Source organism: uncultured Allobaculum sp. (assembly GCF_948576815.1).
GTDB lineage: Bacteria > Bacillota_I > Bacilli_A > Erysipelotrichales > Erysipelotrichaceae > Allobaculum > Allobaculum fili.
In genome coordinates, this window is the sequence record NZ_CAPAEZ010000011.1 from 13,197 (window position 1) to 37,460 (window position 24,264).

The 24,264-nt window shown below is 53.5% G+C and carries 17 protein-coding genes; 14 read left to right on the forward strand and 3 right to left on the reverse strand.

The genetic code is table 11. The features are described from left to right. Positions 1-138 precede the first annotated feature (138 nt). Positions 139-1,818 (forward strand): carbohydrate-binding domain-containing protein, encoded by a 1,680-nt coding sequence (locus Q2J39_RS02620; protein WP_288339073.1) that lies wholly within the window; start codon positions 139-141, stop codon positions 1,816-1,818. Positions 1,819-1,986: 168 nt separating this feature from the next. Here the strand turns inward: Q2J39_RS02620 and Q2J39_RS02625 are convergent, their stop codons facing one another. From Q2J39_RS02625 to Q2J39_RS02635, 3 genes are all read right to left on the reverse strand, one after another. After that, positions 1,987-3,315, reverse strand: a complete 1,329-nt coding sequence (locus tag Q2J39_RS02625) for an NCS2 family permease (protein WP_288339072.1) — start codon at positions 3,313-3,315, stop codon at positions 1,987-1,989. A gap of 467 nt (positions 3,316-3,782) precedes the next feature. Beyond that, positions 3,783-7,070, reverse strand: coding sequence for an exodeoxyribonuclease V subunit beta (locus tag Q2J39_RS02630; RefSeq protein WP_230267302.1), 3,288 nt, complete (start codon positions 7,068-7,070; stop codon positions 3,783-3,785). A gap of 4 nt (positions 7,071-7,074) precedes the next feature. Next, positions 7,075-9,519, reverse strand: coding sequence for a hypothetical protein (locus Q2J39_RS02635; RefSeq protein WP_288339071.1), 2,445 nt, complete (start codon positions 9,517-9,519; stop codon positions 7,075-7,077). A 285-nt stretch (positions 9,520-9,804) separates the two neighbouring features. Between Q2J39_RS02635 and Q2J39_RS02640 the strand changes: the two genes are divergently transcribed. The 13 genes from Q2J39_RS02640 (at position 9,805) to Q2J39_RS02700 (ending at position 24,162) form a co-directional block, all read left to right on the forward strand. Further along, a complete protein-coding gene (locus tag Q2J39_RS02640) occupies positions 9,805-10,794 on the forward strand; it encodes a YitT family protein (protein WP_288339070.1) in 990 nt (329 codons plus the stop codon). Between the two features lie 205 nt (positions 10,795-10,999). After that, the gene (gene rnmV / locus Q2J39_RS02645; protein WP_230267299.1) at positions 11,000-11,512 is read left to right on the forward strand and encodes a ribonuclease M5; all 513 of its coding nucleotides are present in this window, start codon (positions 11,000-11,002) and stop codon (positions 11,510-11,512) included. Continuing rightward, on the forward strand, positions 11,512-12,363 hold the full coding sequence (rsmA, locus tag Q2J39_RS02650; protein WP_230267324.1) for a 16S rRNA (adenine(1518)-N(6)/adenine(1519)-N(6))-dimethyltransferase RsmA: 852 nt from the start codon (positions 11,512-11,514) through the stop codon (positions 12,361-12,363). The genes rnmV and rsmA overlap by 1 nt, the downstream gene beginning before the upstream one ends. After that, the gene (ispE, locus tag Q2J39_RS02655; RefSeq protein WP_230267298.1) at positions 12,353-13,201 is read left to right on the forward strand and encodes a 4-(cytidine 5'-diphospho)-2-C-methyl-D-erythritol kinase; all 849 of its coding nucleotides are present in this window, start codon (positions 12,353-12,355) and stop codon (positions 13,199-13,201) included. Before rsmA ends, ispE begins: the two co-directional genes overlap by 11 nt. Next, positions 13,198-13,404, forward strand: coding sequence for a DUF1146 domain-containing protein (locus Q2J39_RS02660; RefSeq protein WP_230267297.1), 207 nt, complete (start codon positions 13,198-13,200; stop codon positions 13,402-13,404). Before ispE ends, Q2J39_RS02660 begins: the two co-directional genes overlap by 4 nt. A 104-nt stretch (positions 13,405-13,508) precedes the next feature. Further along, on the forward strand, positions 13,509-14,720 hold the full coding sequence (gene tilS / locus Q2J39_RS02665; RefSeq protein WP_288339069.1) for a tRNA lysidine(34) synthetase TilS: 1,212 nt from the start codon (positions 13,509-13,511) through the stop codon (positions 14,718-14,720). 259 nt (positions 14,721-14,979) lie between these two features. Then, on the forward strand, positions 14,980-15,519 hold the full coding sequence (gene hpt, locus Q2J39_RS02670) for a hypoxanthine phosphoribosyltransferase (RefSeq protein ID WP_230267323.1): 540 nt from the start codon (positions 14,980-14,982) through the stop codon (positions 15,517-15,519). Positions 15,520-15,625: 106 nt separating this feature from the next. Next, positions 15,626-17,656: an ATP-dependent zinc metalloprotease FtsH gene (gene ftsH / locus Q2J39_RS02675; protein WP_230267295.1), complete on the forward strand. Its 2,031-nt coding sequence runs from the start codon at positions 15,626-15,628 to the stop codon at positions 17,654-17,656. Between the two features lie 307 nt (positions 17,657-17,963). Beyond that, positions 17,964-18,896, forward strand: coding sequence for an Hsp33 family molecular chaperone HslO (gene hslO, locus Q2J39_RS02680; protein ID WP_230267294.1), 933 nt, complete (start codon positions 17,964-17,966; stop codon positions 18,894-18,896). Next, positions 18,871-19,983 carry a tRNA dihydrouridine synthase DusB gene (gene dusB / locus Q2J39_RS02685; protein WP_230267293.1) on the forward strand — a complete coding sequence of 371 codons (1,113 nt, stop codon included), beginning with the start codon at positions 18,871-18,873 and terminating at the stop codon, positions 19,981-19,983. The genes hslO and dusB overlap by 26 nt, the downstream gene beginning before the upstream one ends. 271 nt (positions 19,984-20,254) lie before the next feature. Next, positions 20,255-22,123: a 1,4-alpha-glucan branching protein GlgB gene (glgB, locus tag Q2J39_RS02690; RefSeq protein WP_288339068.1), complete on the forward strand. Its 1,869-nt coding sequence runs from the start codon at positions 20,255-20,257 to the stop codon at positions 22,121-22,123. A 289-nt stretch (positions 22,124-22,412) separates the two neighbouring features. Continuing rightward, a complete protein-coding gene (locus Q2J39_RS02695) occupies positions 22,413-23,003 on the forward strand; it encodes a class I SAM-dependent methyltransferase (RefSeq protein ID WP_230267291.1) in 591 nt (196 codons plus the stop codon). 43 nt (positions 23,004-23,046) lie between these two features. Beyond that, positions 23,047-24,162 (forward strand): HAMP domain-containing sensor histidine kinase, encoded by a 1,116-nt coding sequence (locus Q2J39_RS02700; protein WP_230267290.1) that lies wholly within the window; start codon positions 23,047-23,049, stop codon positions 24,160-24,162. Positions 24,163-24,264: the final 102 nt, after the last annotated feature.

The window sequence follows — 24,264 nt, forward strand, 5'->3', positions numbered from 1 at the left end:
TTATCCTTTCATCTGCTTTTTGAACTTTGGATCAAAAACCCGAAGGGTAAGGCGGATTTCCCTCTGCCTGAAATCAGAAAAATCCGGACGGATCCGGATTTTTCTTCGAAATCTATCCAACACAGGATACATTAGACCATGCCTAAAACCCATCGAAAATATGGCGTTCGCGCCCTGCTTGGCGCGGCGCTGGCCGCATCCATGCTGGCGGGATGTGTACCTTCAAAAAACACGCCGGAAACCGATTCTTCCGCGATCCAGAACGAAAAGGATCGGTTCAATAAAAAACAGAACGAAGAGAAAACGGAAGACACGTCCGAAAAAGTTGACGACGATATTGAAATCGCCGACCTTCAAAGCGTATCTTCCAGTACTATCGATCTGTCTTCCGCGTCTTCCGGTCTGAAAATCGTAAACGGTGGCACGTACACGCTGACCAGAACCGGCAAGTATCCGGTTGTCGTGGACGCCAAAGACCAGAGCGTGACTTTAAAGCTGGACGGCGCCAACCTTTCGGTAACCGACGGCCCGGCAATCTTTGTTCGCAACGCGAAAGACGTGGCGATCGAAGCGAGTGCAGCCAGCACCGTTTCTTCGAACTCGCATGCCAAAGACAGTACAATTGCCGTTCTTGACGCGGCGATTTATTCCCGTGCGCCGCTGACCCTTTCGGGCAGCGCGAAACTGACGATTTCCGATGCCGCCGGCTCCGCCGTCAAAGCCAAAGAAGATCTCGTTGTCCAAAACGGAACGTATGCGCTGAGTGCTGAAGAAGACGGCATTCACGCCAGCGACGCGCTGACCATTCAAAACGGCGATCTGACCATTCAGTCCGAAGATGAAGGCATAGATGTCAACGATACGCTGACCATCGAAAAAGGCACCTTTACGATCACCAGCCAGGGCGACAGTCTGCGCGCCGAAGGCGCCGTTACCTTGAAAGACGGCACATACACGATCCAGTCCGAAAGCGAAGGCATCGAATCCAAGGACACGCTGACCATCGAAAAAGGAACGTATACCATCAACAGTACCGATGACTGCCTCAATGCCGCCAACAGCCTGAGCATTCAGGGCGGCAAGCTCACCCTCGTTTCCAAAACGAATGACGGCGTCGATTCGAACGGCGATCTGCTCATCTCGGGCGCCGAAATTTACGCGGCCGCTCTTCAGAATCCGGAAGGCGCCTTCGATACGGATCGCGGCACCTTTAAAATCAGCGGCGGAACGGTAGTCGGTCTTTCCGCGACGGCGACCAAACCGACTGATGCCGCCCAGAACACCGTCATGATTGCAGCCTCTTCCTTCAAGAAACTCGAACTGAAGCAGAACGGAAAAACGCTGATCACCTGGAACAATACCCAGACAGGCAATGCCGCTTCGATCACGCTGACTCTTTCCTGCAAGGACCTCACAGCTGGAAAGGACGCCGAACTCTGGCTGGACGGCACAAAGAGCGAATTCTTTACTGTGGAAGAAGGCCTGACCACAGTCGGAAACATTTCCGTTATGGGCCCGGGCGGCATGCAAGGCGGTCCAGGCCGCGGCCAGATGCGGGAGGAGTTTGATCCGGAAGATCTGCCGGACGATTTTGACCCCGAAAACATGCCGGATGACTTTGATCCGGAAGACATGCCCGACGATTTTGAAGGCATGATGCCCCCAGAACGTCCGGATGGAGAAAGCGGAAATTCCAATGGCCAGAACGGCGGCCGTCCAAACCGTCCGTCCAGACGACCGGATACAGACACGTACGGCGACTGGGACGCGCAGTCCGGCGCAACACAGAATGGCCAGTCGAAAAGCCAGTCCGTCTAAACCCTTTTCCAGAACGGGAAAAACAGAAAGCAGGCCGGCATACGACCTGCGATCCATTAAAAAAAACACTACGATACAGATATAAAAGAAGCAGGGATTTCCCTGCTTCTTTTTTGTATGGATTCCGTCTGAGGCGGATATTCGATCGATTGTTTTTTTTAGTATGGACTAAGCCATCAGGTAAGGCGAAGCGAAGTAGATCACGAAGATTACCATCAGGATCCATACGGTCGGATGGATTTCACGGATCTTGCCGGCAGCGACCATGCACACTGCGTAGGCGATGAAGCCAAACGCAATACCGTTGGAAATGGAGTACATCAGGATCATGGAAATGATGGTGATGAACGCCGGAATTGCGATCGTCAGATCATCCCACTGGATGCCCTTGAGCTGCTGCGCCATCATGACGCCGACAACAACCAGAGCCGGAGCAGTTACCGCGTTGGTAATCATGCCGAGAATCAGCGGGCTGATGAAGATGGACAGAATGAAGAGAACGCCTGTAGTTACGGCAGTCAGACCAGTACGTCCGCCTACGCCTACACCAGAAGACGATTCAACAAAGCTGGTTACTGTGGAAGTACCCAGAGCAGCACCGATGCAGGTACCGATGGAGTCAGCCAGCAGAGCCTGTTCAGCATTTTCGAGTTCGCCGTTTTCCTTAACGAGACCGATTTCGTTTCCGATCGCAACCAGAGTTCCGGCGGTATCGAAGAAGTCTACGAACAGGAAGGAGAAGATAACTACCAGCGCATTCATCGGATGGGAGAAGAGTTCGCCAAATCCGCTTGCGAACGCACCGGCAGCGCTCATGTCAAAGTTTGTGGTGAGAACACCGTTGATGGCCGGCATGCCGTCTACGCCGCAAAGGCCGAGGATAACGCCGATCACCGCGGTGATGATCAGGCCGACAAATACGCCGGCTGGAATTTTGCGGACAACGCAGACGATTGTGATGATGATGCCCAGCAGAGCCAGCAGAACCTGCGGATCTACGAAGGAGCCAAGACCTACGAACGTCGATTCGTTCGCCACGATGATGCCGGCGTTTTTCAGGCCGACAAACGCGATGAAGAAACCAATACCGGCACCGATGGCCAGCTTGAGCTGAACAGGGATGGAATCGATGATCTTCTTACGGATTCCGGTAACGGAAATCAGAACAAATACAAGACCGGAAATAAAAACAGCGGCAAGTGCAGCCTGCCAGGAATAGCCCATGGTCAGAACGACCGTATAGGAGAAGAGGGCGTTGACACCCATACCGGCGGAAAGAGCAACCGGATAGTTAGCCAGCAGACCCATCAGAAGACAGGCAGCAGCGGAAGAAAGTGCAGTTGCCATGAATACAGCTTCTGGTTTCATGCCAGCATCCCCAAGAATCATCGGGTTTACAGCCAGAATGTACGCCATGGCCAGGAACGTGGTAATACCGGCAATGATCTCGGTTTTTACGTTCGTTCCTTTTTCTTTAAGATGGAAAAGCTTTTCCATAAGGTTGAAGAATCCTCCTTTATCATTTGTCCGCTTGTACAAAGATCCCGGTCTTTGTCTTCCGGACACACACAGTATAATGGAGCAGAATATTTTTTCAATTTCTGACATTTGATGGGTCAATGATGGATGTAAGGGTGTACGGAAAAGGGATTCTTTTGCGGTTCACCGTTTGAAAAAAGGACGGATTCGAGTGAAAAGTAAAGGACGATTGGAAAATAATATCTACAGAAACCGCTAGTTTTTACCGGTCATTGTCCTCGTTTCCAATCCTGAAAAGTAAAATAACAGAACGAAAGGCTTTCAAAACAAGTCTTACGTTCTGCTTAAAACTGTATGATTTTTCGCATCCTGTAAGCGGTCTGTAAAGCAATCCAATAAAGATTAGGGCATTGTACAGGATTTATTCATCGTTTCCTGATCTGGATTTCTTTCCCACATTTTATCCGGATTTTGGCCGGTTTTGATCAGATTTCGAACAGAGACGCCAGTTCAAAGGAGTAAATCCAGGCGCGCACTTTCCGGTCGGGATGAATGCTCTGCATGGCTTTTCGATACGTTTCGAGCTGGCCGCGGTAGCGGTCCGCAAGCGACTGTTCATCAAAGGCCGCGTCCGTCTTGAAGTCGAGAATGTCGATCGTGTCGCCGTCAAAAACCACCAGGTCCATGTAGCCGTGAATGATCGTACCCTTTTCCATGACACAGTAGGGGCATTCAAATTCATGGGGCAGTTCCATCCACTTCGCGTACGTCGCGTTGTCGTTCAGCCGCAGCAGCAAGTCCGCATCGCCAGACGACAGACCGAGTCCGGACTGGCGAAGGCGCTCTTCTACGTCCTCGCGCGTATACGGCCAGGGCAATGTGGCGGCCATTTCATGAAAGAGGGTGCCGCGCTCTTTGGCCAGTCCGCTTTCGACGCCTTTGCCATAGCCGCCTTTGGGCCAGGAGGCGTGGGCCTTGGTTTTGGAGGCGGTCTGCGAATAGACGATCTGTCTGGGTCCCTGATAGCGGCGAATGGAAATTTTCTTATGATGGCTGACGCCGCGATCGGGACGCTGAAGCAGCTCCGGCACGTCTTCAAAGTCCACCAGATCAATCGGGTTTCGATGATACAGGGAGAAAAACCAGCTTGTAAAGCCGTTGTTGGCCAGAATTCGATACAGGTTCAGCGTGCCGTCGTACAGATTTTCGTTTTTGAGCGTATCGACAAAGACTAATTCTTCTTCCGCACGGGTGCACGCCACATAAAGCAGACGCATCTTTTCCTGCTGCTCTTCAAAGAAGCGCTTCGTATCGAAGGCGATCGTTGCGGCGCTTTTGTGACTGAGCATCGTATTCGGATCGAGCGCCTTGAAGGCGACGCCCAGATCCGCATCGAGCAGAATCGGACTCATGCCTTCGATGTCGCTCTGCCGCTGTTCGCAAAGAATATAGACGAGCTTGTACTGCAGGCCTTTGGAGGCGTGAATGGTGGAAATATGCACCGCGTCTTCTTCCTTGCCAAAAGGCATCGCTTCACTGGTCTTATCGAGATCTTCTTCGAGCGCGGCTGAAGACAGAAAGCCTTCCAGATCGAGCAGGCCCTGAGCCGAAACCGCCTTTTCCAGAAGCAGATCGAGGTTCGTCTTGTCCTGCGCCGAAGTGGAATAGTCGTAAAAGCCGCGGATCTGATAAATGCCGACAATCATTTCGGGCAGACTCAGATCCTTCAGCGTTTTGAGGTCGCGCACGATTTTTAACAGTTCGTAGCCTTTTTCGCTCTGACGAAGCCGGGTGTACAGCGACTGACCGTCTTCGCTGCCGCTCAGCATCGGCAAAATATCCTGCTGCGTAAAGCCGGTCAGCGGCGAAGCGAGCACGGACATCAGCGCGATGTCGTTTCGTTCGTCTTCAATGACGCGCATGGCGGAAAGAACGACCTGCACCGCCTTGTTCGTATAAAAGCCATGGCGCACATGATGCACGGAACGGATGCCCCAGGCTTCCAGCGCCTTCTTGATCTTGTCGTGGGACGTGGACGAGCGGGTAAGAATTGCGATGTCGCGCAGGGCGATGCCTTCTTTTTTCACGTGGTTTTCGATATCCTGCGCGATCAGATCGAACCGGTTTTCCCGGTGTTCCTTCTGGGCTCCCGCGGCACTAAGGCTTTCGCCAAGGCGCGCATCCTTTCCAAACTCGGTATACAGAAAGCGCACCGGCTTCTGCGCCTGTTCCTTCTGGCGCGCACTGCCGGTTACCGCCGTATCGATGGCCGAAAACTGGGAAGGAAGACCGTCGACGTTCATCAGATGGCGGAAGAAGTCGTTGTTGAAGCGGATCAGACTGTCGCTGGAACGATAGTTTTCCTGCATCGCTACAATCTCGTCGTATTCGCCTGGATGCTCCAGGTGATTTTTCATCAGCTGGGGTCTGGCCTGACGGAAGCCGTAAATGGACTGCTTGATATCGCCGACGCGGAACACATTGTTTTTGCGGGCGATGGCCTGAATGATCGTCTCCTGCAAGTCGTTCGTATCCTGGTATTCGTCGATCAGAATGACTTCAAAGCGATCGCGCAGCGCTTTGGCGGTTTCGGGATCCTGCAAAATTTTCCATGCGTACAGTTCCATATCGGAAAAGTCGATAAAGCCGGCTTTCTTTTTGATTTCCTGAAAGCGGCGGCGCACATCGATGGCCAGATCGATAAACGTATTGCGCACGCGCTCGATCTGTTTTGCGGACTCCTCATACTGCTTTCTGGTAAAGAGGACATCGGCGATTTCCTTTTCAAACTTACGGGAGTCGGTCTGAATGTCCTTAAAGGAAATCTTGTTAATGGTGGGCGTGAATTTGTCCGTTGTTTCCGCATATTCGATAAACTGCGCGCCAAAGGCTTCATAATCCCCTTTGGCCAGCGCTTCGCGACAGCGCTCGAGCGCTTCGACTTTCCGGGAGAAGCGCTCGATGTATTCGCTTTGCTTGGCGGCTTTGGCAAAGTCCATGACCTGCACTTCTTCGATCATTTCCTCAAAAATATCGATCAGCGCCTCACAGCGCACGTCAAAGTATTTCAAAAACCAGGCGGACATGTCTTCCGCCTCATGGCGGCAGGCGTTCATCCACCCGTCCGGATCGGCCTTGCTTTCGGCCAGCGACAAATAGCGCAGCAGGCGGCTGCGCAGATGTTCTTCCTTCTGACCGCACGCTTCCATGTACAGAAGCAGTTCGGCGCTTCTGGCGGGATCGAGTGCCTGCATGCTCTGCTCCACCGCTTCCTCAAGCGCCTGACTGTCCGCGAGATCGTTATCGATGCGATTGACCATCGAATACGGAAGGCCAGCGACGAAGTAATACTGCTGCACGATGGACAGGCAGAAGGAATGGATCGTACAGATCATGGCAGTTTCCAGCGCCCCGATTTCCTTATTCAGAGACGGGTCGGTTTTCGCTGCTTCCATCAGACGGTTTTTCAGACGGACTTTCATTTCGGCAGCCGCGTCTTCGGTAAAGGTCACCGCCAGAATGGACGAGACGGGGACATGATCGTCCACGACCAGACGGCAGAGCCGTTCCACCAGAACGGCGGTTTTACCGGCGCCCGCGCTGGCACTGACCAGCAGATTCTTATTGCGCGAGTCGATGACTTTCTGCTGGGCCGGCGAAAAGACGAGCGGCTTTTTCGGGAGTTCCTGCATCTGGCTGTCCTGGGACCGATCCAGCTGCGCATCGTTTTCCAGGGCCTGCTGGACGGCTTCGTTTTTTGTGGAATCCTCCATGGCGTTACTCCTTTTCCTGAGCCGCGTTGCGGCAGATCGTTTTGTACGGGCAGTGCTGACAGGCTGCCGGACGATGATACGGCTGAATGTCGTTTTTCTGCAGGCTGTCGGCCAGCTGTTCGGCCTGCGAACTCAGTTTTTCCTGCGTGCTCACATACGTCGGTACGCGGCCTGCCAGTTCGGCGCGCATGCCCTGAGCGTCCTCGCCAAAATTCTGAGCGACGAGCGCATGCCGCAGATGATCGCGCTGGCCGTCTATCAGGGCTTCCTGCGTTGCGATGGATTCGGCAAGAACCGGCGAAGCGCCGCGGCCGTAGCGCAGAGCGAACGCTTTTTGCGGCATGGCCGAAGGCTGCATGGACAGATTGATCGTCGCCTGCGGCAGCGAATCGGAAACAAAGGGCGACGGCTCGGTATCGACCAGATTGAACACCGCCCGGTTTCTGGACGAAGAGGCAATCGGGCCTTCGATATTCATCGCCAGACCGTCATACTCTTCCTTCATCTGCACATCCGGACTGCCGGGCACCATCGTCAGTTTCATGGCGCTCAGCGGCTTGAGCGAATGGAAAATCCGCTCCATGCGAAGAAGACTCTGCGCATACAGCGCGTCGAGTTCACTCTTGCGGCGCTCGGCAAACAGTTCGCGCGCAAAGGAAAATTCGTCGGTAAGCAGCGTTTCAATCTGCTCGCGGCTCAGCTGATCGCACGAAACGCCAAAGCGGCTTCCGGCCTCTTCGACCATGCGTACGAGCAGATCCGAGCTGACCTTAAACAGATCCCGCTCCGTCGGCGGTTTTTTCAGACGGAGTCCGTACTGGAGCATGTTTTTGAGAGCGCAGTCTTCAAAGGCGGCCAGCGAGCGCGGTCTAGTCTGCAAAATGCCGTCCTGGGAAGCAAACAGCGAAGACGCGTGCATGCCCTTTAACGTAAAGGACGGCCGGGGATCGGAAATCGGCTCCGCCGGCGCCATGAACTTGGGCAGCAGACCGAGCCACGTATTGAGCTCATGGCTCGTATCGATGCTTTTTCCCATATAATCGGACTGCGCCGTCATCAGAAACAGGCTTTCCGGCTCTTCGAGAACCTGCGTAAGCATTTCAAAATGCTCCTGCGTGCGTGTCTCGAGCGAAGGGAAATTCAGCTGGTCCATGTACGCTTCATCAAAGATGCCGCCGCGCACCTGCGAGCCTGGGAAATGCGCTGCGTCGGCTCCGATATAAAATACGTTTTCGTACAGTCCGCAAATCTGCGCGCGCGAACCGATCAGAACCCCGTTGAGTTCGCTCATGGCCTGCGAAGGCTGCAGATTATCGAGTTCGCGAATGAGAAGGGCGAGATCTTCGGGCTTATGCAGTTCGCTGCGTACTGCGGTAATCAGATTCATGACGCCTTCAAAGGCGTTGAGATCGTCCGGACTGGGATCCGGGGACTGGTCCATGATCAGACGGCCGATGGTGTCGATGGAGTTCAGATCGAGCGCCTGCAGCGATTCGAGAACTGGCTTCCACTGGGAGGCGCTGACTTCAAGCGCCTGCAGAGAAAGAAACGTTTCTTCGCTGATCAGCGCGTTGGGACGCCATGTAAGACTCTGCAGCGTCGTCCCCTCGTTTCCAAAGAGGCGCAAATAGCGGCGCAGATCGCAGGCGGCCATCGGATAGAGCGTCTCCAGAAGCGCCATGAGGGATTCGTCATCCTTTTTCATGACCCAGGTCAGCGCGCTTTTCCACTGATCGACAATTTTTCGCGAACCGTCATTTTGAATAAAGGTAAACGGAATGCCGCGCGATTCGAGTGCTCTGGCCAGCACCCAGCGCTGTTCGGGATCGGCCAGTGCGATCATGCACGTCGAAGCATCCAGTTTATTGCGGACGATCGCATCCGCACACACTTCCATTTCCTTGCGCGCATTCGAACACGACCAGTAGTAAAACCGCTTATGATGACGCATTTTTTCAACGTGCGCGCCTTTGGAAACCAGAAGCCGGATCCAGTACCGGTCAATGAGCGTGCTTTCCGTAAGGAGAATGCGCAGACTTGAAGCGCCTTCAAACGCCTGGGTTTTCGCCTGGTCTACCCACAGTTTTACGGGCATGAGCCGGTCGATAATTTCCTTCAGATCCTTTTCGCGGCGCGTTCGGACGGGAAAGTCCTTGAGATCGTAAAGCTGACAGAGAAGCATGAAGTTTTCGCATTCGCGAAGAAAGTCATAATCTCTGCGGGAGGCATAAAACAGGTTGTCGGGCGACAGATCGTCCAGCCTTGCGCTGTATTCGTAAAGAAGCCGGATCAGAGGCGTGCGGGGACGGGACAGCGACTGGGCAAGCCAGGTGTCGAGCGTCATGACGTTCTGATTGAGGCAGCTTCCGTTTTCTTCAATGATTTTTCGATAGAGGCTGAGATGGAGCGCCGAAGGGGCAATCCATGTCGTGCTGGGTTCAAAGTTCATCTTATGACCCTCGCTTTCTGCCGAACCGAATGGGTCGGCTGTTTTTCTTTTATACTAAAATCTATTTTTACGCAATACAAATTTATTCATGCGCCCATTTTGCGCATTTATTCTGAAGACTCTGCGGCTTCCTGTCACCGTTTTTCCTTGGAATACAGTCTTATGGTACCGGACGCGCACGGGATTTCTTTTCGCCATGCAAAGCCGGATTTTATTTTCTGTGCGCGTCGCGCGCACAGATTGTGGCGCAGGCGTGCATGATATACTAAACAGAAGGTGTGATCTATGAAAACGTTTCGTTCCTATTTTTTTAATTTTAATGCTTCCAATATGCGCCGCCTGCTTCTGATCATCGCCGGCAACCTGCTGGTGGCCTTTGCTTCGGTCTTTTTTATTCTGCCGCAGAACATTTTGTGCGGCGGCGTAACGACCGCGTCCATGGTTCTCTCTTCTTTTCTGCCGATTGGACGCGTGCCCATGATTGCCATTCTGAACATTTCCCTGTTCGTTCTGGGCTATCTTTGTCTGGGCAGAAAATTCGCGGCAAGTTCGCTCATTTCCACATTTCTTTACCCGACGCTCGTCTCGCTTTTTTCCATGCTGGATGTGACGCCCTTTGAAAAAGTGGACCCCGTCCTTTCCGCCGTCTATGCCGGTCTGCTGACCGGTGCCGGCCTCGGTCTGGTCTTTCGTGTCAATGCCAGTACGGGCGGCATGGACATTCCCGCGCTTTTAATCCACAAGTACGCCGGTCTGCCGACCGGCCAGTGCGTCATGATCGTTGATACGCTGACCATTCTTTCCGGTCTCTGGATTTTCGGTCTGAATTCCATCCTCATTGGTCTGGCCGCTGTCTTTGCGTCTTCCTTTGCGATCAACTGGATTTCGACGTTCGGCGGTGAAAACGCGCAGAATGTCATGATCATTTCCGATAAGCATAAAGAAATCCAGACGTTCCTGCTCAATACCCTCAGCCGCGGCGTAACCATTCTTTCCGCCAAGGGGGCTTGGTCCGAACAGGAGCGCCCGGTTCTGATGTGCTGCGTACGCAACCGTGAATACGGCCAGCTGCTGCGGGAAATCGCGGACATCGATCCGCACGCCTTTGTGATCGCCAACTCCGTTCACGAAGTCCGCGGCGAAGGCTTTACGTGGAGCGACAATCCCCAGAAAAATCCCGGACTGCTCCATCATCAGAAAAAGCCGGAAGGTACAACGCAGTCCGGAACGGCCGCTGAACTCGCCAAGGCCAGTTCCGCCAAGCCAAAAGCCTGAGTCTGTACTCCAGAAGACAATTCCAGGGGATCTCTCCCTGGCTTTTTGTCTCTTCCTGCCTCCTGATTCTTTTACGCGTTTTTATCTTTTATGCTTTTTATACGGGAGGACGTTTCGTTCGGAATCGCTTTTCGGTTCATTGGAACGAATCGCTTTTACGTATTTCTTTTTCGAATCTTTTTCTTTCCTGGAAAGGAGTGTGTCCATGCACATTCATGAAGTCATTGTCGTGGAAGGACGCAGTGATACGCGAAGGCTGAAAACCTTCTTTGACTGCGACACGATCGAAACGTGCGGCAGTCATGTCACCGGTCAGATTCTCGATCGGATCGCGGCGGCGCAGAAAAGCCGCGGCGTCATCGTCTTTACCGACCCCGACCGCTCGGGCGAACACATCCGCAGCATCATTTCCCGCAAAATTCCCGGCGTGAAACACGCCTATATCGATCGCGACAAAGCCAAAACCGACAAGAAAGTCGGCGTCGAGCATGCCGAATACGAAGATCTCGCCGAAAGCCTTTCGCATCTCATTTCGTACGACGAGCGTCTGTCCACCCTTTCCTGGAACGATTTTCTCGATCTGGGCCTGACAGGCGACGCCGCCTTTCGAAAACAAGTCTGCGATCGTTTCCGCATCGGCCCCTGCAACGCGAAAACGTGCTTCAAGCGGCTGAACGCGATGGGCGTCACCCGTACGCAGATTGAGGAGGTTTTATGATCGATCGTCCAATTGCTACCAAAAGCCGGACGCGCGAAATCCAGGAAAAGTGGAACGCGCAGACGAAAAAGAGCTTTGGCCAGAACTTCATCGTCGAACCTGGCGTCGTTGAAAAAATCGCCCGGGAAGCTTCGGGCGACGGAAAAGGCGTCATGATCGAAATCGGTCCGGGCATTGGCGCCCTGACCCAGTATCTTTGCGAAGACAACGAAAAAGTCATCGCGTTTGAAATCGATCCGCGCTTTCCGCCCATTTTAAAAGAAGAAATCGGCAGCGATCATCTCGAAATCATTCAGGAAGATTTTCTGAATGTGGATGTCAATGTGCTTCTGGCGCCGTTTGCCAAAGAAGGACTGCCCGTCCGCTTTGCTTCCAATCTTCCGTACTACGTAACAACACCGATTCTCTTCAAGCTGTTTGAAGCGACCGAGCCGATCGCCGCCATTACCGTCATGATGCAAAAGGAAGTCGCCGACCGCTTTGCGGCTACCGCCGGATCGGCGTCCTACAACGCGCTTTCCGTCATCACGCAGTATCGCTGCACGATCCGCAAAGTCATGGACGTCAACCGCAACGTCTTCTGGCCGTCCCCCAATGTCGGCAGTACGGTGCTGCAGTTTCGGTTTCGAAACGAACATCCCGTAGAAGATGAAGCGTGCTTCTTTTCGATGGTCAAAGCCTGCTTTACGCAGCGCCGCAAAACCATCTATAACAATCTTCAAGGCTGGACCGAAGACAAAGCCAAAGCGCAGGCCATGCTGGAAAAAGCCGGCATTCCCCTGCAGACCAGGGCCCAGCAGCTGAGCGTGGATGATTTCATCCGCCTGTTTAAGGTGAATTATGAAAGTTAAAGCCTATGCCAAAGTCAATCTGGCTCTCGATATTCTCGGCGTACGGGACACGGACGGCTACCACATCATGGATATGGTCAACGCGCCGGTCTCTCTTTACGATGAACTCGATATCGAACCGTCCAATACGGAAGAAGATATCATTTCTGCCGTCGGCTTCAAGCTGCCAGGCAGCAGCACCCTGCATAAAGCGCTGGCCGTTCTTCGCGAGCATGCCGGTCTGAAAAATCACTATGTCATTACCCTGACCAAGTCCATTCCCGACAAAGCCGGTCTGGGCGGCGGCTCCGCCGATGCCGCCGCGCTGATTCAGGCGCTCAACGACATGGAACAGCTTGGTCTATCCATGGAAGACATGGACCGGCTCGGCTTTCTGGTCGGAGCCGACGTTCCCTGCTGCCTGCACAACGCCTTTACTCGCATAGGCGGTGCCGGCGAACAGGTAAAGGAAATTGCGAGCGACTGGCACATTCCGGTTCTGCTCGTACAGGGCGTAAAGGGCATCTCGACGCCCGAGGCGTTCGCACGCTTTGAAAGCGCCCCGTCTTCGGCTTTAGATATCGATATCGTTTCGGATGCGGTCCGCAAAAAGGACATCGGTCTGCTGTATCAGACGATGGTCAACGCGTTTGAGCCGCAGGCGTTTGAAGCGCTCGACGAACTGGTCGAACAGAAGGAACAGATGCAGGACAACGGCCTGGTCCGCGTTCTGATGACCGGCTCCGGTTCGTGTCTGATGGGCTTTTGCGTCGATGACGACGTCATGGAAGAAGCCTGCGAAAATCTCGCGGAAATTTATCCCTTTGTCTATCCCGCGTACATAGGACCGATTCGATGAACAGCAGCCGCATTTTGTACATGATCGTCTTTGCGGCGTTTTTCTGCCTCGCCTTTTACGGCCTGCAAAGTCTGGATTTTTCCAGGGATGCCCGAAAGAACAGCGGCTCTCGACCGATCGTTCTGCTCTTTCTCTGCTCGCTTGGCCTGGCGTGGCTGAGTACACAGGCCGTTTTCTCCTTAATGTACGGGACTTATTTTTAAGCAGTTTTCCCTTTCGGACCTTTGTGTCTTTGGCACCGGCTTTTTGGTCGGAGCGAAGGTCCGTTTTTGCGTGAATTGTTTTGGGCACTCGCTACAATAAAGCCATGATCTGTGCAGCCGTCAGCGGCGGTCCGGATTCCATGGCCCTGCTCTGGTTTCTCGAATCCCGCCATGTCCCCTACTTTATTGCCCACGTGAACTATCACCATCGCCCCAGTGCTTCGCGCGATGAGGCGATCGTTCGTCAGTTTGCGGCCGAGCACCAGAAAACCCTGTGGATTTTGCATCCGGCCGTCCATGAAGCCGGCAATTTTCAGGCGCAGGCCAGAGCCGACCGGTACGGCTTTTTTGTCCGGCTCTGTCGAATGACGGGAGCGGACACGATTGCGCTCGGCCATCATATGGACGACTCGATCGAAACGTGGATGATGCAAAAGGAGCGAAACGCCATCGTCAGCCATTACGGTCTGCAGGAATGGACTGACTACGAAGGCCTTCGGCTGTATCGGCCGCTGCTGGCGTATTCCAAAGCCGAAATTCAGCAGGAAATGGACCGGCGCCGTCTGCCGTACGGAATTGACGAAAGCAATCTTCAAAACGACTACCGGCGCAATCAGATCCGCCACGCAACAATCGAACCCGCCAGCGCCAGCCAGAAACAGGCGTGGCTGAGCGAAATGGAAGCCGATAATCGAAAACTGGAAAGGCGAAAGGAAAACGCCCGAACGCGAAGCGGACAGGGCGTAACGATGGACGATCTGAACAGGGAGGATGGCTGGCTGCTTCTCGATCAGCTGCTCTTTGCGCATGTGAAGCATCATTTTTCCAGACGCCATATGGAAGAGCTGATCGAACAGCTTCAAAGCGGCAGGCGAAAGGAAATCGAAAATTTCTGGATTCAGAACGTGGACGGCAAAATCTGTCTGCGCAAAAAGGAAGCGCCTCCGCTTCCCTTTTATGTCGGCTCGCTTGCCCAGCTGCAGCAGCTTTGCGAGATGGACTACGTCTGGTACGGCATGAAGCTGAGCACGCACGGCACCCGTATGGAAACTTTCTCGGTTTCGGATGACGATTTCCCCCTGCTCATCCGTCCGTGGGAAAACGGGGATACCATTGAAATGCGCGGTGGAAGACTTCATCTTCGCCGGCGCATGATCTCCAGAAAAATCCCGGCTATCGAGCGCGATCTCTATCGGGTGATCGCTTCGGATCAAGGTGTTCTCTTTGCGATGGATACGGGCTGTGATGTTTATCATTATGTGGAAAAGCCCTTATTTTTTATGGTAAAATTTCCCCTAAGCATTGCGTTTGAATAAAATCCTCTTCGTGTGCCCTGCAGGCTGAAAATAAAGAAAATGCGGGCGCGTGTTTCATCCAGATTCCGAGGATTTCGCATTGCGTTGACCCGATCTCTTACGCTTTTTCGCCTGCCTGACCAGGTGCAAAGAGAAGAGCTTTGAACAGAAGCTCTCTGGATCAGACGGGCCGTTTTTGCATTGAAGAAACTTCCAGAACAAGAAGAAACTTCAAATATACAACAGAAAAGGATAGGTACATTTCATCATGTCAAAAGTGATCAGTGAAGATATTGAACGCGTTCTGATCAGCGAAGACGAAATCGAAGCTCGCTGCAAGGAACTCGCCGGCCAGATTGAAGCCGACTATGAGGAAAAGCGGATCGTCCCGATCGTGATCGGTCTGCTCAAAGGCAGCGTTCCTTTCATGGCGGAACTCATCAAGTATTTCCGTCACCCTATTGAAATCGACTTCATGTCCGTTTCCAGCTATTCCGGATCCGAATCGATCGGCGATGTCAAAATCAACAAGGACACCGACCTGTCTGTCAAAGGAAAAAACGTTCTGATCGTGGAAGATATCGTCGATACCGGCCGCACCATTCGTGAAGTGCGCCGTCTGCTCGAAAACAAGGGCGCAAACGATGTGCGCATCGTGTCTCTGCTCGACAAGCCGGACCGCCGCGTTGTCGATATTGAAGCGGATTATGTCGGTTTTACAGTGCCCAACGAATTCGTTGTCGGCTACGGACTCGACTTCAACCAGTGCTATCGCAACCTGCCCTACATCGGCGTACTGAAAGAAGAAGCCTACCGCTAAGACGGCATGCTTATGCGCGTCTGAACGGGCAAAGCGACGCTTTGAAAAAAGCGAACGGCACGTAACTACGCAAACCAGGAAATAGAAAAAAGAAAGGGGAGCTTCCATGAAAAAATGGCTGAATTATCTGCCCACGCTTTTTGTGATTATCATCCTCATTTCGATTATCGGGTTCTCCACGCGGGGATCCGTCAACCGAATGAACTATACGGATTTTCAGAAAATCGCGGATACCGCGCATTTTGACGAATCCACCCTCAACATCTCAAGCTCCATTATCAAAGTCGAAGGCGTCTACACCAGCGGCGCCAACAAGCGAGCCTTTTCCACCATCGTTCCGAACACGGAAGAAAACATGGAATGGCTCACGACCACTCTCGAAAAAAACGGCGGTACGATTACCGTCAGCGATCCTTCCGCCAACAGCCTCTGGGTCAGCCTGCTTGCGCAGATCATTCCGCTGCTGCTGATCGGCGTCCTGTTTTACTTCATGCTTTCGAAAATGAGCGGTGGAGGGAGCGCCAACAAGGCGTTTGAATTTTCCAAATCCCGCGCCCGCATTGAAAACGACGTCAAAGTCCGCTTCAAGGATGTCGCCGGCTGCGATGAGGAAAAAGAGGAAGTCAAGGAAATCATCGACTACCTGCGCTCGCCGAAAAAGTTTACCGACATGGGCGCCCACATTCCAAAGGGCATCCTGATGGTCGGTCCTCCGGGAACCGGTAAAACGCTCCTGGCCAAAGCCGTTGCCGGCGAAGCCAACGTTCCGTTCTTCTCGATTTCCGGTTCGGACTTCGTGGAAATGTTCGTCGGAACCGGTGCAAGCCGCGTCCGCGACATGTTCAAGAACGCGCAGAAAAACGCTCCGTGCATCCTGTTCATCGATGAAATTGATGCGGTCGGCCGCCAGCGCGGCGCCGGCATGGGCGGCGGCAACGATGAACGCGAACAGACGCTCAACCAGCTGCTCGTCGAAATGGACGGCATGTCCAACAACAACGGCATCGTCGTCATCGCGGCGACCAACCGTCCGGACGTTCTCGACCCGGCCCTGCGCCGTTCGGGACGTTTCGACCGCAACATCACGGTCTCTCTGCCGGATGTGCGCGGCCGTGAAGCCATTCTGGAAGTACACGCCCGGGACAAGAAACTCGAACCTGGCGTTTCCCTGAAAAATCTCGCTCAGCGTACCCCGGGCTTCTCCGGTGCGGATCTGGCCAACGTGCTTAACGAAAGTGCCATCCTCGCGGTGCGCAACCACGAAGCGAAAATTACCCAGACCGATCTGGACGAGGCGATTGACCGCGTCATGATGGGCCCGGCGAAAAAATCGAAGAAATACACCGAAAAAGACAAATGGCTGGTTTCCTATCATGAAGCCGGTCACGCGGTTATCGGTCTGAAGCTCGAAGATGCCGACATCGTGCAGAAAGTCACCATCATTCCGCGCGGTGAAGCCGGCGGCTACAACCTGATGACGCCGCGTGAGGAAAAATACTTCCACCGCAAATCGGAAATGTTAGCGACAATTACCGGTCTGCTTGGCGGCCGTACGGCGGAAGAAATCGTCTTTGGCGAAATTTCCGCCGGAGCGGTCAACGATATCGAACGTCTGACGTCCATCGCGAAAAACATGGTCCGCGTTTACGGCATGTCCTCGCTCGGCCCGATTCAGTACGCCGATCCGGAAGGCAACGTCTTTCTGGGCCGCGACTACACGAAAGGCTCCGACTACTCCGCCGGTGTTGCGACCGAAATCGACCGCGAAGTCCGTTCGATTGTCGATTCGTGCCATGAAAAGTGCAAGGCGATCCTGACAGAAAACCGGGAACTGCTCGATCTGATCGCTCACAACCTGTACGATCACGAAACGCTCACCAGCGAAGAAATCAACAACCTGATGAACTACGGAACGCTTACCGATCCAAACGCGCCGGAAAAGCCGGCACCGGCCGAAACAGCACCGGCGGCTTCTTCGGATGCGAACGAAAGCCATTCCGATTCGTCTTCTGATGCTGCGCTGCCCGCTCTTCCAAAAGAAGACGGCGGTCAGACGTCTTCCGAACCGGAAGCGCATCGCGGTCTTTCGCAGGAAGACATGGACGAAGCGCTCAACGAGCTGACCAAAAAGCACTAGTTCCGCAGCTTCGGGCTTTCCATTCTTTATAAAAATCGCACTCCCTTTCGACTGAGAAAGCGAGTGCTTTTTCTTTCCTGCAGTTTGAAAAATGCCCTGTATCGCCTAGCGGCTCGATCAGGCTTTCCAAACGGAGTGTTAGCAGAAACTGACTATAATAAAGAAATATAAAAGCCTGTCTGAATCCGTATGGTTTACATACGATTTTATGCGTACAGGCTTCATGAAATCGAAAACGCGTCGTGCCCGGCGCGTTTAGTCGAAGTTTTAAAATCGGATACAAAATGCATAGAAAAGAGGTACAGACATGAAAGATTCTCTTGTCAAAGCCATGGCTCTCGACGGCCATGTCCGCCTGTATATTAACCGGACGACCGATCTGGTTCAGGAAGCGATGGACCGCTTCCGCATGAGCACGCCAAGCGCAGATGTTCTTGGTCGTGTGCTCTCTGTCGCTTCCATCATGGGAAGCATGCTGAAAAGCGAAAAAGAAATGTTAACGATCAACATCCAGGGCCAGGGCGAACTGGGCAGCATCGTCGTTGATGCGCAGGCCGACGGTACCGTCCGCGGCTTTGTCGACAACCCGGAAGCCGGCCTGGACGGCGATCCCAACGTAACCGCCGGCAGCCTGATCGGTCTGCCAGGTACGCTGACCGTAACCAAGGACCTTTCGATGTCGGAAAACTGGTCCGGCACCGTAGAACTCCAGAACGGAGAAATCGGTCAGGACTTCGCCTACTACTTCACTCTGAGTGAACAGACCCCGACTGCGGTCAGCGTCGGCGTTCGCATGAACGAAGAAGGCAAAGTGCTCGCTGCCGGCGCGCTCGTTTTGCAGATGATGCCGGATGCGGACGATACCAATATCCGCATTTGCGAGCACGTTTTAAGCGGCCTTAAACCGATGACGGCCATCATTCAGGATTACGATGACGCCTCTCTGGCGCTTCTGGCCGAAGACCTGTTTGACGATACCGAAGTGCTCGAAACGATCCCGATTTCCTTCAAGTGCACCTGCTCGAAGGAAAAGACCGCCGGTCTGCTGCATACTGTAGCGCCCGATCAGATCAAAGCCATGATCGAAGAAGACCACGGTGCCGAAGTCACCTGCAATTTCTGCAGCAGCACGTATCACTTCAACGAACACGAACTGCGTGAAATTCTCAACGATACCGAGAAGCATCTCGAAGAAACCGAAGAACTGGAGTCCCATGTCGCTGAAGATTCGGGAAATTGAGCTGCCCTCTCCAATCGTCATCGCCCCGATGGCCGGCGTTTCGACGCGGGCCTTCCGGCGCATTGCGCGTGAATTCGGAGCCGGGCTTGTCTGCAACGAAATGGTTTCCGACAAGGCTCTGTACTACGATTCCGCCAGAACCCGCCGCATGTTGGCGTGCGAAGCGGATGATCATCCGGTTTCCTTTCAGATTTTCGGCCACGATATCGACACGATCGTTCACGCGGCAAAAATTCTCGATCAGGAAACCGACTGCGACATCATCGATTTCAACATGGGGTGCCCGGTCAACAAAGTCATCAAGGCAAAAGCCGGCAGCTATCTAATGAAGGACATCGATTACGCCAGCCAGATCGTGCGCGCTATCGTGGATGCGGTCCAGAAGCCGGTCACCGTCAAAATGCGTCTGGGTTTTGACTCGTCCTCGATCAACTGCGTCGAAATGGCGAAAGCCATGGAAGCCGCCGGGGCCAGCGCAATTACGCTGCACGCCCGGACACGCGCCCAGATGTACGAAGGAAAAGCCGACTGGTCCTGGATTAAGAAGGTCAAGGACGCGGTGTCCATTCCGGTCATCGGCAACGGTGACGTACTGAGCGTGGATGATGCCGTCCGCATGATGGAAGAAACCGGATGCGACGGCGTCATGATCGGCCGCGGCGTGGTCGGCAATCCGTATCTGATTCAGGAATGCGCCGACTACTTTAACGGGACATCCCATCCGTTCACGCTGTCCATGCGCATGGATGCCTGCCGGCGTCATGCCCACTACCTTTGCGAAGATCTGCCCGAGAGGGTGGCGCTGTCGCAGATGCGCGGTCTGGCCAGCTGGTATCTCAAGGGGCTGCCGCGCAGCCACGCCTACAAGGATCGCCTTTCCAAAATCACGACGTATGCCCAACTCGATGAAATTCTTACGGAATACGAGCAGGTTCTGCGCGAAGATGCCGCCAGCGATCATCCCGATTTGCGCCTCCACAATATGCCGGGACCGTCTCTGGAATCCCCTGCAGAAAACGGTTTTTCCAGCCAGGAATCCAGTGCGGATGCTCTGAAGAAAGATCCTGTCAATTCGAACGCCCGATAACCCCTGACCTCTCTGGCCCGAACCGTCTGAAAGCCCTTAAAAAATGTTTTATGGCGCATTGAGACCGGCAGATCCCTTTTGTTGTCTCTTTTCACATTCCTTCATTTTCCGCTACAATAAACAAGAGAATATTCAAAAAAGAGAACGCTTAATAAAAAGCCAAATTCCCGAATTTTGGCTTTTTCGTTCATTAATATGATCAGGAAAAGATACAAAATCGGTCGGGCAGCCTGCCCTTGGCTGTCCGATAGCCGATTGAGAAAGGACATTTATGAAAACCATGGATCTCACCGCTTTTTTTCAGGGGCGGGAACTGAACGCCTACGAATATTTCGGTGCGCATGCCGCGGACGACGGGATCGCTTTTCGCGTATATGCCCCCAATGCCAAAGCCGTTTCGGTCATCGGCGACTTCAACAGCTGGGACGAAACAGAAGATGTAATGAAAAAGGATGAGAACGGCGTCTGGACGGCTACCGTAAAAAACGCGAAGCCGGGAGAAGCCTATCTCTATCAGATCACGTCCAAGAACGGTCAGATCAATAACAAGATCGATCCGTTTGCCTTCCAGGCCAAGCTGCGTCCCGATCATGATTCGATTATCACCGACCTTGCCTTTGACGGCTGGACGGACCAGGAATGGATGAAAAACCGGAACAAAGGGTTTAATTCTCCCGTCTCCATTTATGAAATGAACGTCGGCAGCTGGCGCGACAAGAACATTCGTGTCGAAGAACTCGAAAACGATCCGGGCCAGAACGAAGAAGGGCTCTTCGTTCATTACGGCGACATCGTCGATGAGCTGATTCTGCACTGCAAGAAGTACCATTTCTCTCATGTGGAAGTCATGCCGCTTTCCGAATTCCCCTTTGACGGTTCCTGGGGCTATCAGGTTTCCGCGTTCTTTGCGGTAACGAGCCGCTACGGCACCCCGATCGAACTGAAAGAGTTCGTCAACCGTCTGCACGAAGCCGGCATCGGCGTCATCATGGACTTCGTACCGGTTCACTTTGTAAAAGACGCCTACGCGCTTGCCAGCTTTGACGGCACGCCGCTGTATGAATACTCCAAGCCCGAAGACGCCAACTCCGAATGGGGCACCGCCAACTTCGACCTCTGGAAAGAAACCGTACGTTCCTTCCTCATGTCCGCAGCCAACTACTGGCTGAAGGAATACCATTTTGACGGTCTGCGCATGGACGCCATCTCCAATGCCATTTTCTGGAAAGGCAACAAGATGATGGGGGAAAACAAAGGCGCGACCGACTTCATCAAGCGCATGAACTACATGCTGAACTCCGAATACCAGGGCAAGATCATGCTGATTGCGGAAGACTCCACCGACTTCCCCAACGTCTGTAAGTCCACTCTCGACGGCGGTCTTGGCTTTGACTACAAGTGGGACCTGGGCTGGATGAACGATACCCTCAAGTATCTCAAGCTCGACCCGATCTACCGCAAATGGCACCACAACGACATCACCTTCTCGATGGCATACTTCTATTCCGAACACTTCATTCTGCCGCTCAGCCACGATGAAGTCGTTCACGGAAAAGCGACCATCGTCGACAAGATGTGGGGCAGCTACGAAGACAAGTTCGCACAGGCCCGCGCGCTGTACACGTACATGTTCGGACATCCTGGCAAGAAGCTGAACTTCATGGGCAACGAGCTCGGCATGCTGCGCGAATGGGATGAGCAGAAAGGTTGCGACTGGTTCCTGCGCAAGTACCCGATGCATTCTTCGTTCGAACGCTTCTTCGCGGAAATGACCGGCGTATGCACCGAAAACGACGCCTTCTTCTACGGCTACGATCCGACCAACTTCCAGTGGATCAACGCCGATGATTCCGATCACAACACCTTCTCCTTCATGCGCAAGGGTTCGAAGGATGTCTTCGTCTTCATCATCAACTTCTCCACCAACCCGTACACGCTCCAGTTCGGCGTTCCGTTCCAGGGCATGTATCAGGAAGTCATCAATACGCAGTGGTCCCGCTTTGGCGGACGCATTGAAAACGAACAGCCGCAGGTTCTGCGCGCGTTCCATCTCCCGCTCGAAGGCCAGCCCTGGCGCATCAACGTCCAGCTTCCGGCTCTGGGCGCCCAGATTTTCAAGGTAACCCGTCCGCAGGACTAGTTCATCTGTCGTTAAGAAATTTCAAGGATAGTCCGCGCTTTGCGGGCTATCCTTTCTTTTTTGAGAGAATGGCGCTTTTCTTTCGTTTCTCTGGTCATACTGGACGTACGGGATGCGAAAAGATCCTCTCCATTTCTCATGGCGTGCGGAAAGTCCGTATTGCTCAGGCAGATATTTTTGAGAATTACCCGAAAAGACGCCAAACTGAAAACAAAGTCCGATCTTCTTCTCAGTCGGCTGAATTCAGCCCTCTTCTTCCAGGAACAGGGCGTATGGAAAGGAGATTTTTATGTCTCACTATTATGAAAACGATCCGAATCTGGATCGCACCGAAACACCGTTTACCTTTGAGCTGAATGGACAGTCCTTTCGCGTTCTCTCTTCCGACGGCGTCTTTTCCAAGGACAGGCTCGATACCGGAACGCGCATTCTCTGCGAGTACATTGTTGAGCACCGTGCGGCCGATCTGGGGGAAAACGTCCTCGATCTGGGCTGCGGCATCGGCGTGATCGGCGTGATTCTTTCCCGCTTTCACCCGTGCAAAATTACCGGGATCGATCCGAACGCGCAGGCCTGCCATCTGGCCAGAGAAAACTATGCAGCCAATCACGTTGACGGAACAATCATGGAAGCCGATCACATCAACGACGCGCTGTATGACTCGATCGTGCTCAATCCGCCGATTCGTACGGGCAAAACCGTCATCTATTCCCTGTTTGCGCAGGCGTATGACCACTTAAAGGAAGGCGGCACGCTGTATATTGTCATCCGCAAGCAGCATGGCGCCCAGAGCGCTGTGGACTATCTGGAGTCGCTCGGCTTTGAAGTCGAACGCCCGCTGCGCGAAAAAGGCTTCTGGGTTCTGGAAGCCGTAAAGTAAAAGCCAAAACGGAAATGGAGCAGAAAGGAAGAAAGGCGCATTTATGGAACACAAGTACTGGGACTACTTAAAAATCATGCTGCGCGAAAACCGTCTGCTCTTTGCCGCGTGGCTGGTCAGCGGCCTTTTAATGGCCGCTTTACTGTGGCTGTATCAGCTGCCGGTTGAACCCGCCATTCTGTATCTCATGCTCAGTGCGATCGCTCTGATCATCTGGTGCGGGTTTTATTTAGGCCGTCTGCACCGCATCCGGCATCTGCTTCAGGCCGAAGATTTTGACCCTTCGCTCTATCCAGTCGAAGTGGACGCCTGCGTGAAAAAGATGGCGGACCAGAAAGAAAAAATGCAGAAGCAGTCGACGCAGGAAAAGAAGATGCGTACCGAAATGCAGGACTACTTTTCTTTGTGGGCGCATCAGATCAAGCTGCCGCTTTCCGCTCTGCATCTGCAGCTCGAACTGCCCGAGCTGCATGCGGACGCGCTCGACCACGAATGCCAGCGCATCGATTCCTGTATTTCGCTGGCCATGGCGTACGTACGCATGGAAGGCAGCGATTTTCAGATCGGCTGGTATTCTCTCGAATCCATCATCCGTCCCGTTCTGCGGGAAAACGCCGTAATGTTCATTCGGCGGCACATCCGTCTGGAAACCGATCTGCGCGGCGAAAAAGTGTGTACCGATCAGAAGTGGGCGACCTTTATTTTTGAGCAGCTTCTGTCCAACGCCCTGAAATACGCCCCGGACTTTTCCGTCATTCAGATCGTTTCCGAGGGGGCAACGTGCATCCTCCGGGATGAAGGACCGGGCATTCCAGAATCGGATCTGCCCCGCGTCTTTGAAAAAGGCTTTACCGGCGAAAACGGCCGAACGCACATGTCCGCTTCGAGCGGTCTGGGCCTGTTTCTGGTCAAAGGAGTCTGCGATCAGCTCTCCATTTCCATTGAACTCGAAAACCGCAGCTGTCCGCTGGTCTATCTCGATGCACCCGAAGACGACAGCGATGTCGAAGGGGAAGAAGATCTGGATGAAGGGGTGGACAGCACTGTCCGTCGGCAGGATCCGAATGCACCGGCTTGCTCACCAGCACCGCCTTTGCCGGGGCCCTGCGGTCTGGATGTGCGGCTGACTTTCCCGGTCAGCTCCTGGATCAGCGACTGATCCCCTAAATGAAAAATCATTTTTGCATAATTGCATTTGCTTATTTGCCTGTCTGCATGCAGGAAAGACTCTGGAAAAAGCCAAAGCTGCCTGAAAGCGGCA

What these genes read in the sequence shown, in the direction of transcription:
- Q2J39_RS02620 (WP_288339073.1), top strand. Translation starts at nt 139, where the DNA reads ATGCCTAAAACCCATCGAAAATATGGCGTTCGCGCCCTGCTTGGCGCG.
- Q2J39_RS02625 (WP_288339072.1), bottom strand. Translation starts at nt 3,315, where the DNA reads ATGGAAAAGCTTTTCCATCTTAAAGAAAAAGGAACGAACGTAAAAACC.
- Q2J39_RS02630 (WP_230267302.1), bottom strand. Translation starts at nt 7,070, where the DNA reads ATGGAGGATTCCACAAAAAACGAAGCCGTCCAGCAGGCCCTGGAAAAC.
- Q2J39_RS02635 (WP_288339071.1), bottom strand. Translation starts at nt 9,519, where the DNA reads ATGAACTTTGAACCCAGCACGACATGGATTGCCCCTTCGGCGCTCCAT.
- Q2J39_RS02640 (WP_288339070.1), top strand. Translation starts at nt 9,805, where the DNA reads ATGAAAACGTTTCGTTCCTATTTTTTTAATTTTAATGCTTCCAATATG.
- rnmV (WP_230267299.1), top strand. Translation starts at nt 11,000, where the DNA reads ATGCACATTCATGAAGTCATTGTCGTGGAAGGACGCAGTGATACGCGA.
- ispE (WP_230267298.1), top strand. Translation starts at nt 12,353, where the DNA reads ATGAAAGTTAAAGCCTATGCCAAAGTCAATCTGGCTCTCGATATTCTC.
- Q2J39_RS02660 (WP_230267297.1), top strand. Translation starts at nt 13,198, where the DNA reads ATGAACAGCAGCCGCATTTTGTACATGATCGTCTTTGCGGCGTTTTTC.
- tilS (WP_288339069.1), top strand. Translation starts at nt 13,509, where the DNA reads ATGATCTGTGCAGCCGTCAGCGGCGGTCCGGATTCCATGGCCCTGCTC.
- ftsH (WP_230267295.1), top strand. Translation starts at nt 15,626, where the DNA reads ATGAAAAAATGGCTGAATTATCTGCCCACGCTTTTTGTGATTATCATC.
- hslO (WP_230267294.1), top strand. Translation starts at nt 17,964, where the DNA reads ATGAAAGATTCTCTTGTCAAAGCCATGGCTCTCGACGGCCATGTCCGC.
- dusB (WP_230267293.1), top strand. Translation starts at nt 18,871, where the DNA reads ATGTCGCTGAAGATTCGGGAAATTGAGCTGCCCTCTCCAATCGTCATC.
- glgB (WP_288339068.1), top strand. Translation starts at nt 20,255, where the DNA reads ATGAAAACCATGGATCTCACCGCTTTTTTTCAGGGGCGGGAACTGAAC.
- Q2J39_RS02695 (WP_230267291.1), top strand. Translation starts at nt 22,413, where the DNA reads ATGTCTCACTATTATGAAAACGATCCGAATCTGGATCGCACCGAAACA.
- Q2J39_RS02700 (WP_230267290.1), top strand. Translation starts at nt 23,047, where the DNA reads ATGGAACACAAGTACTGGGACTACTTAAAAATCATGCTGCGCGAAAAC.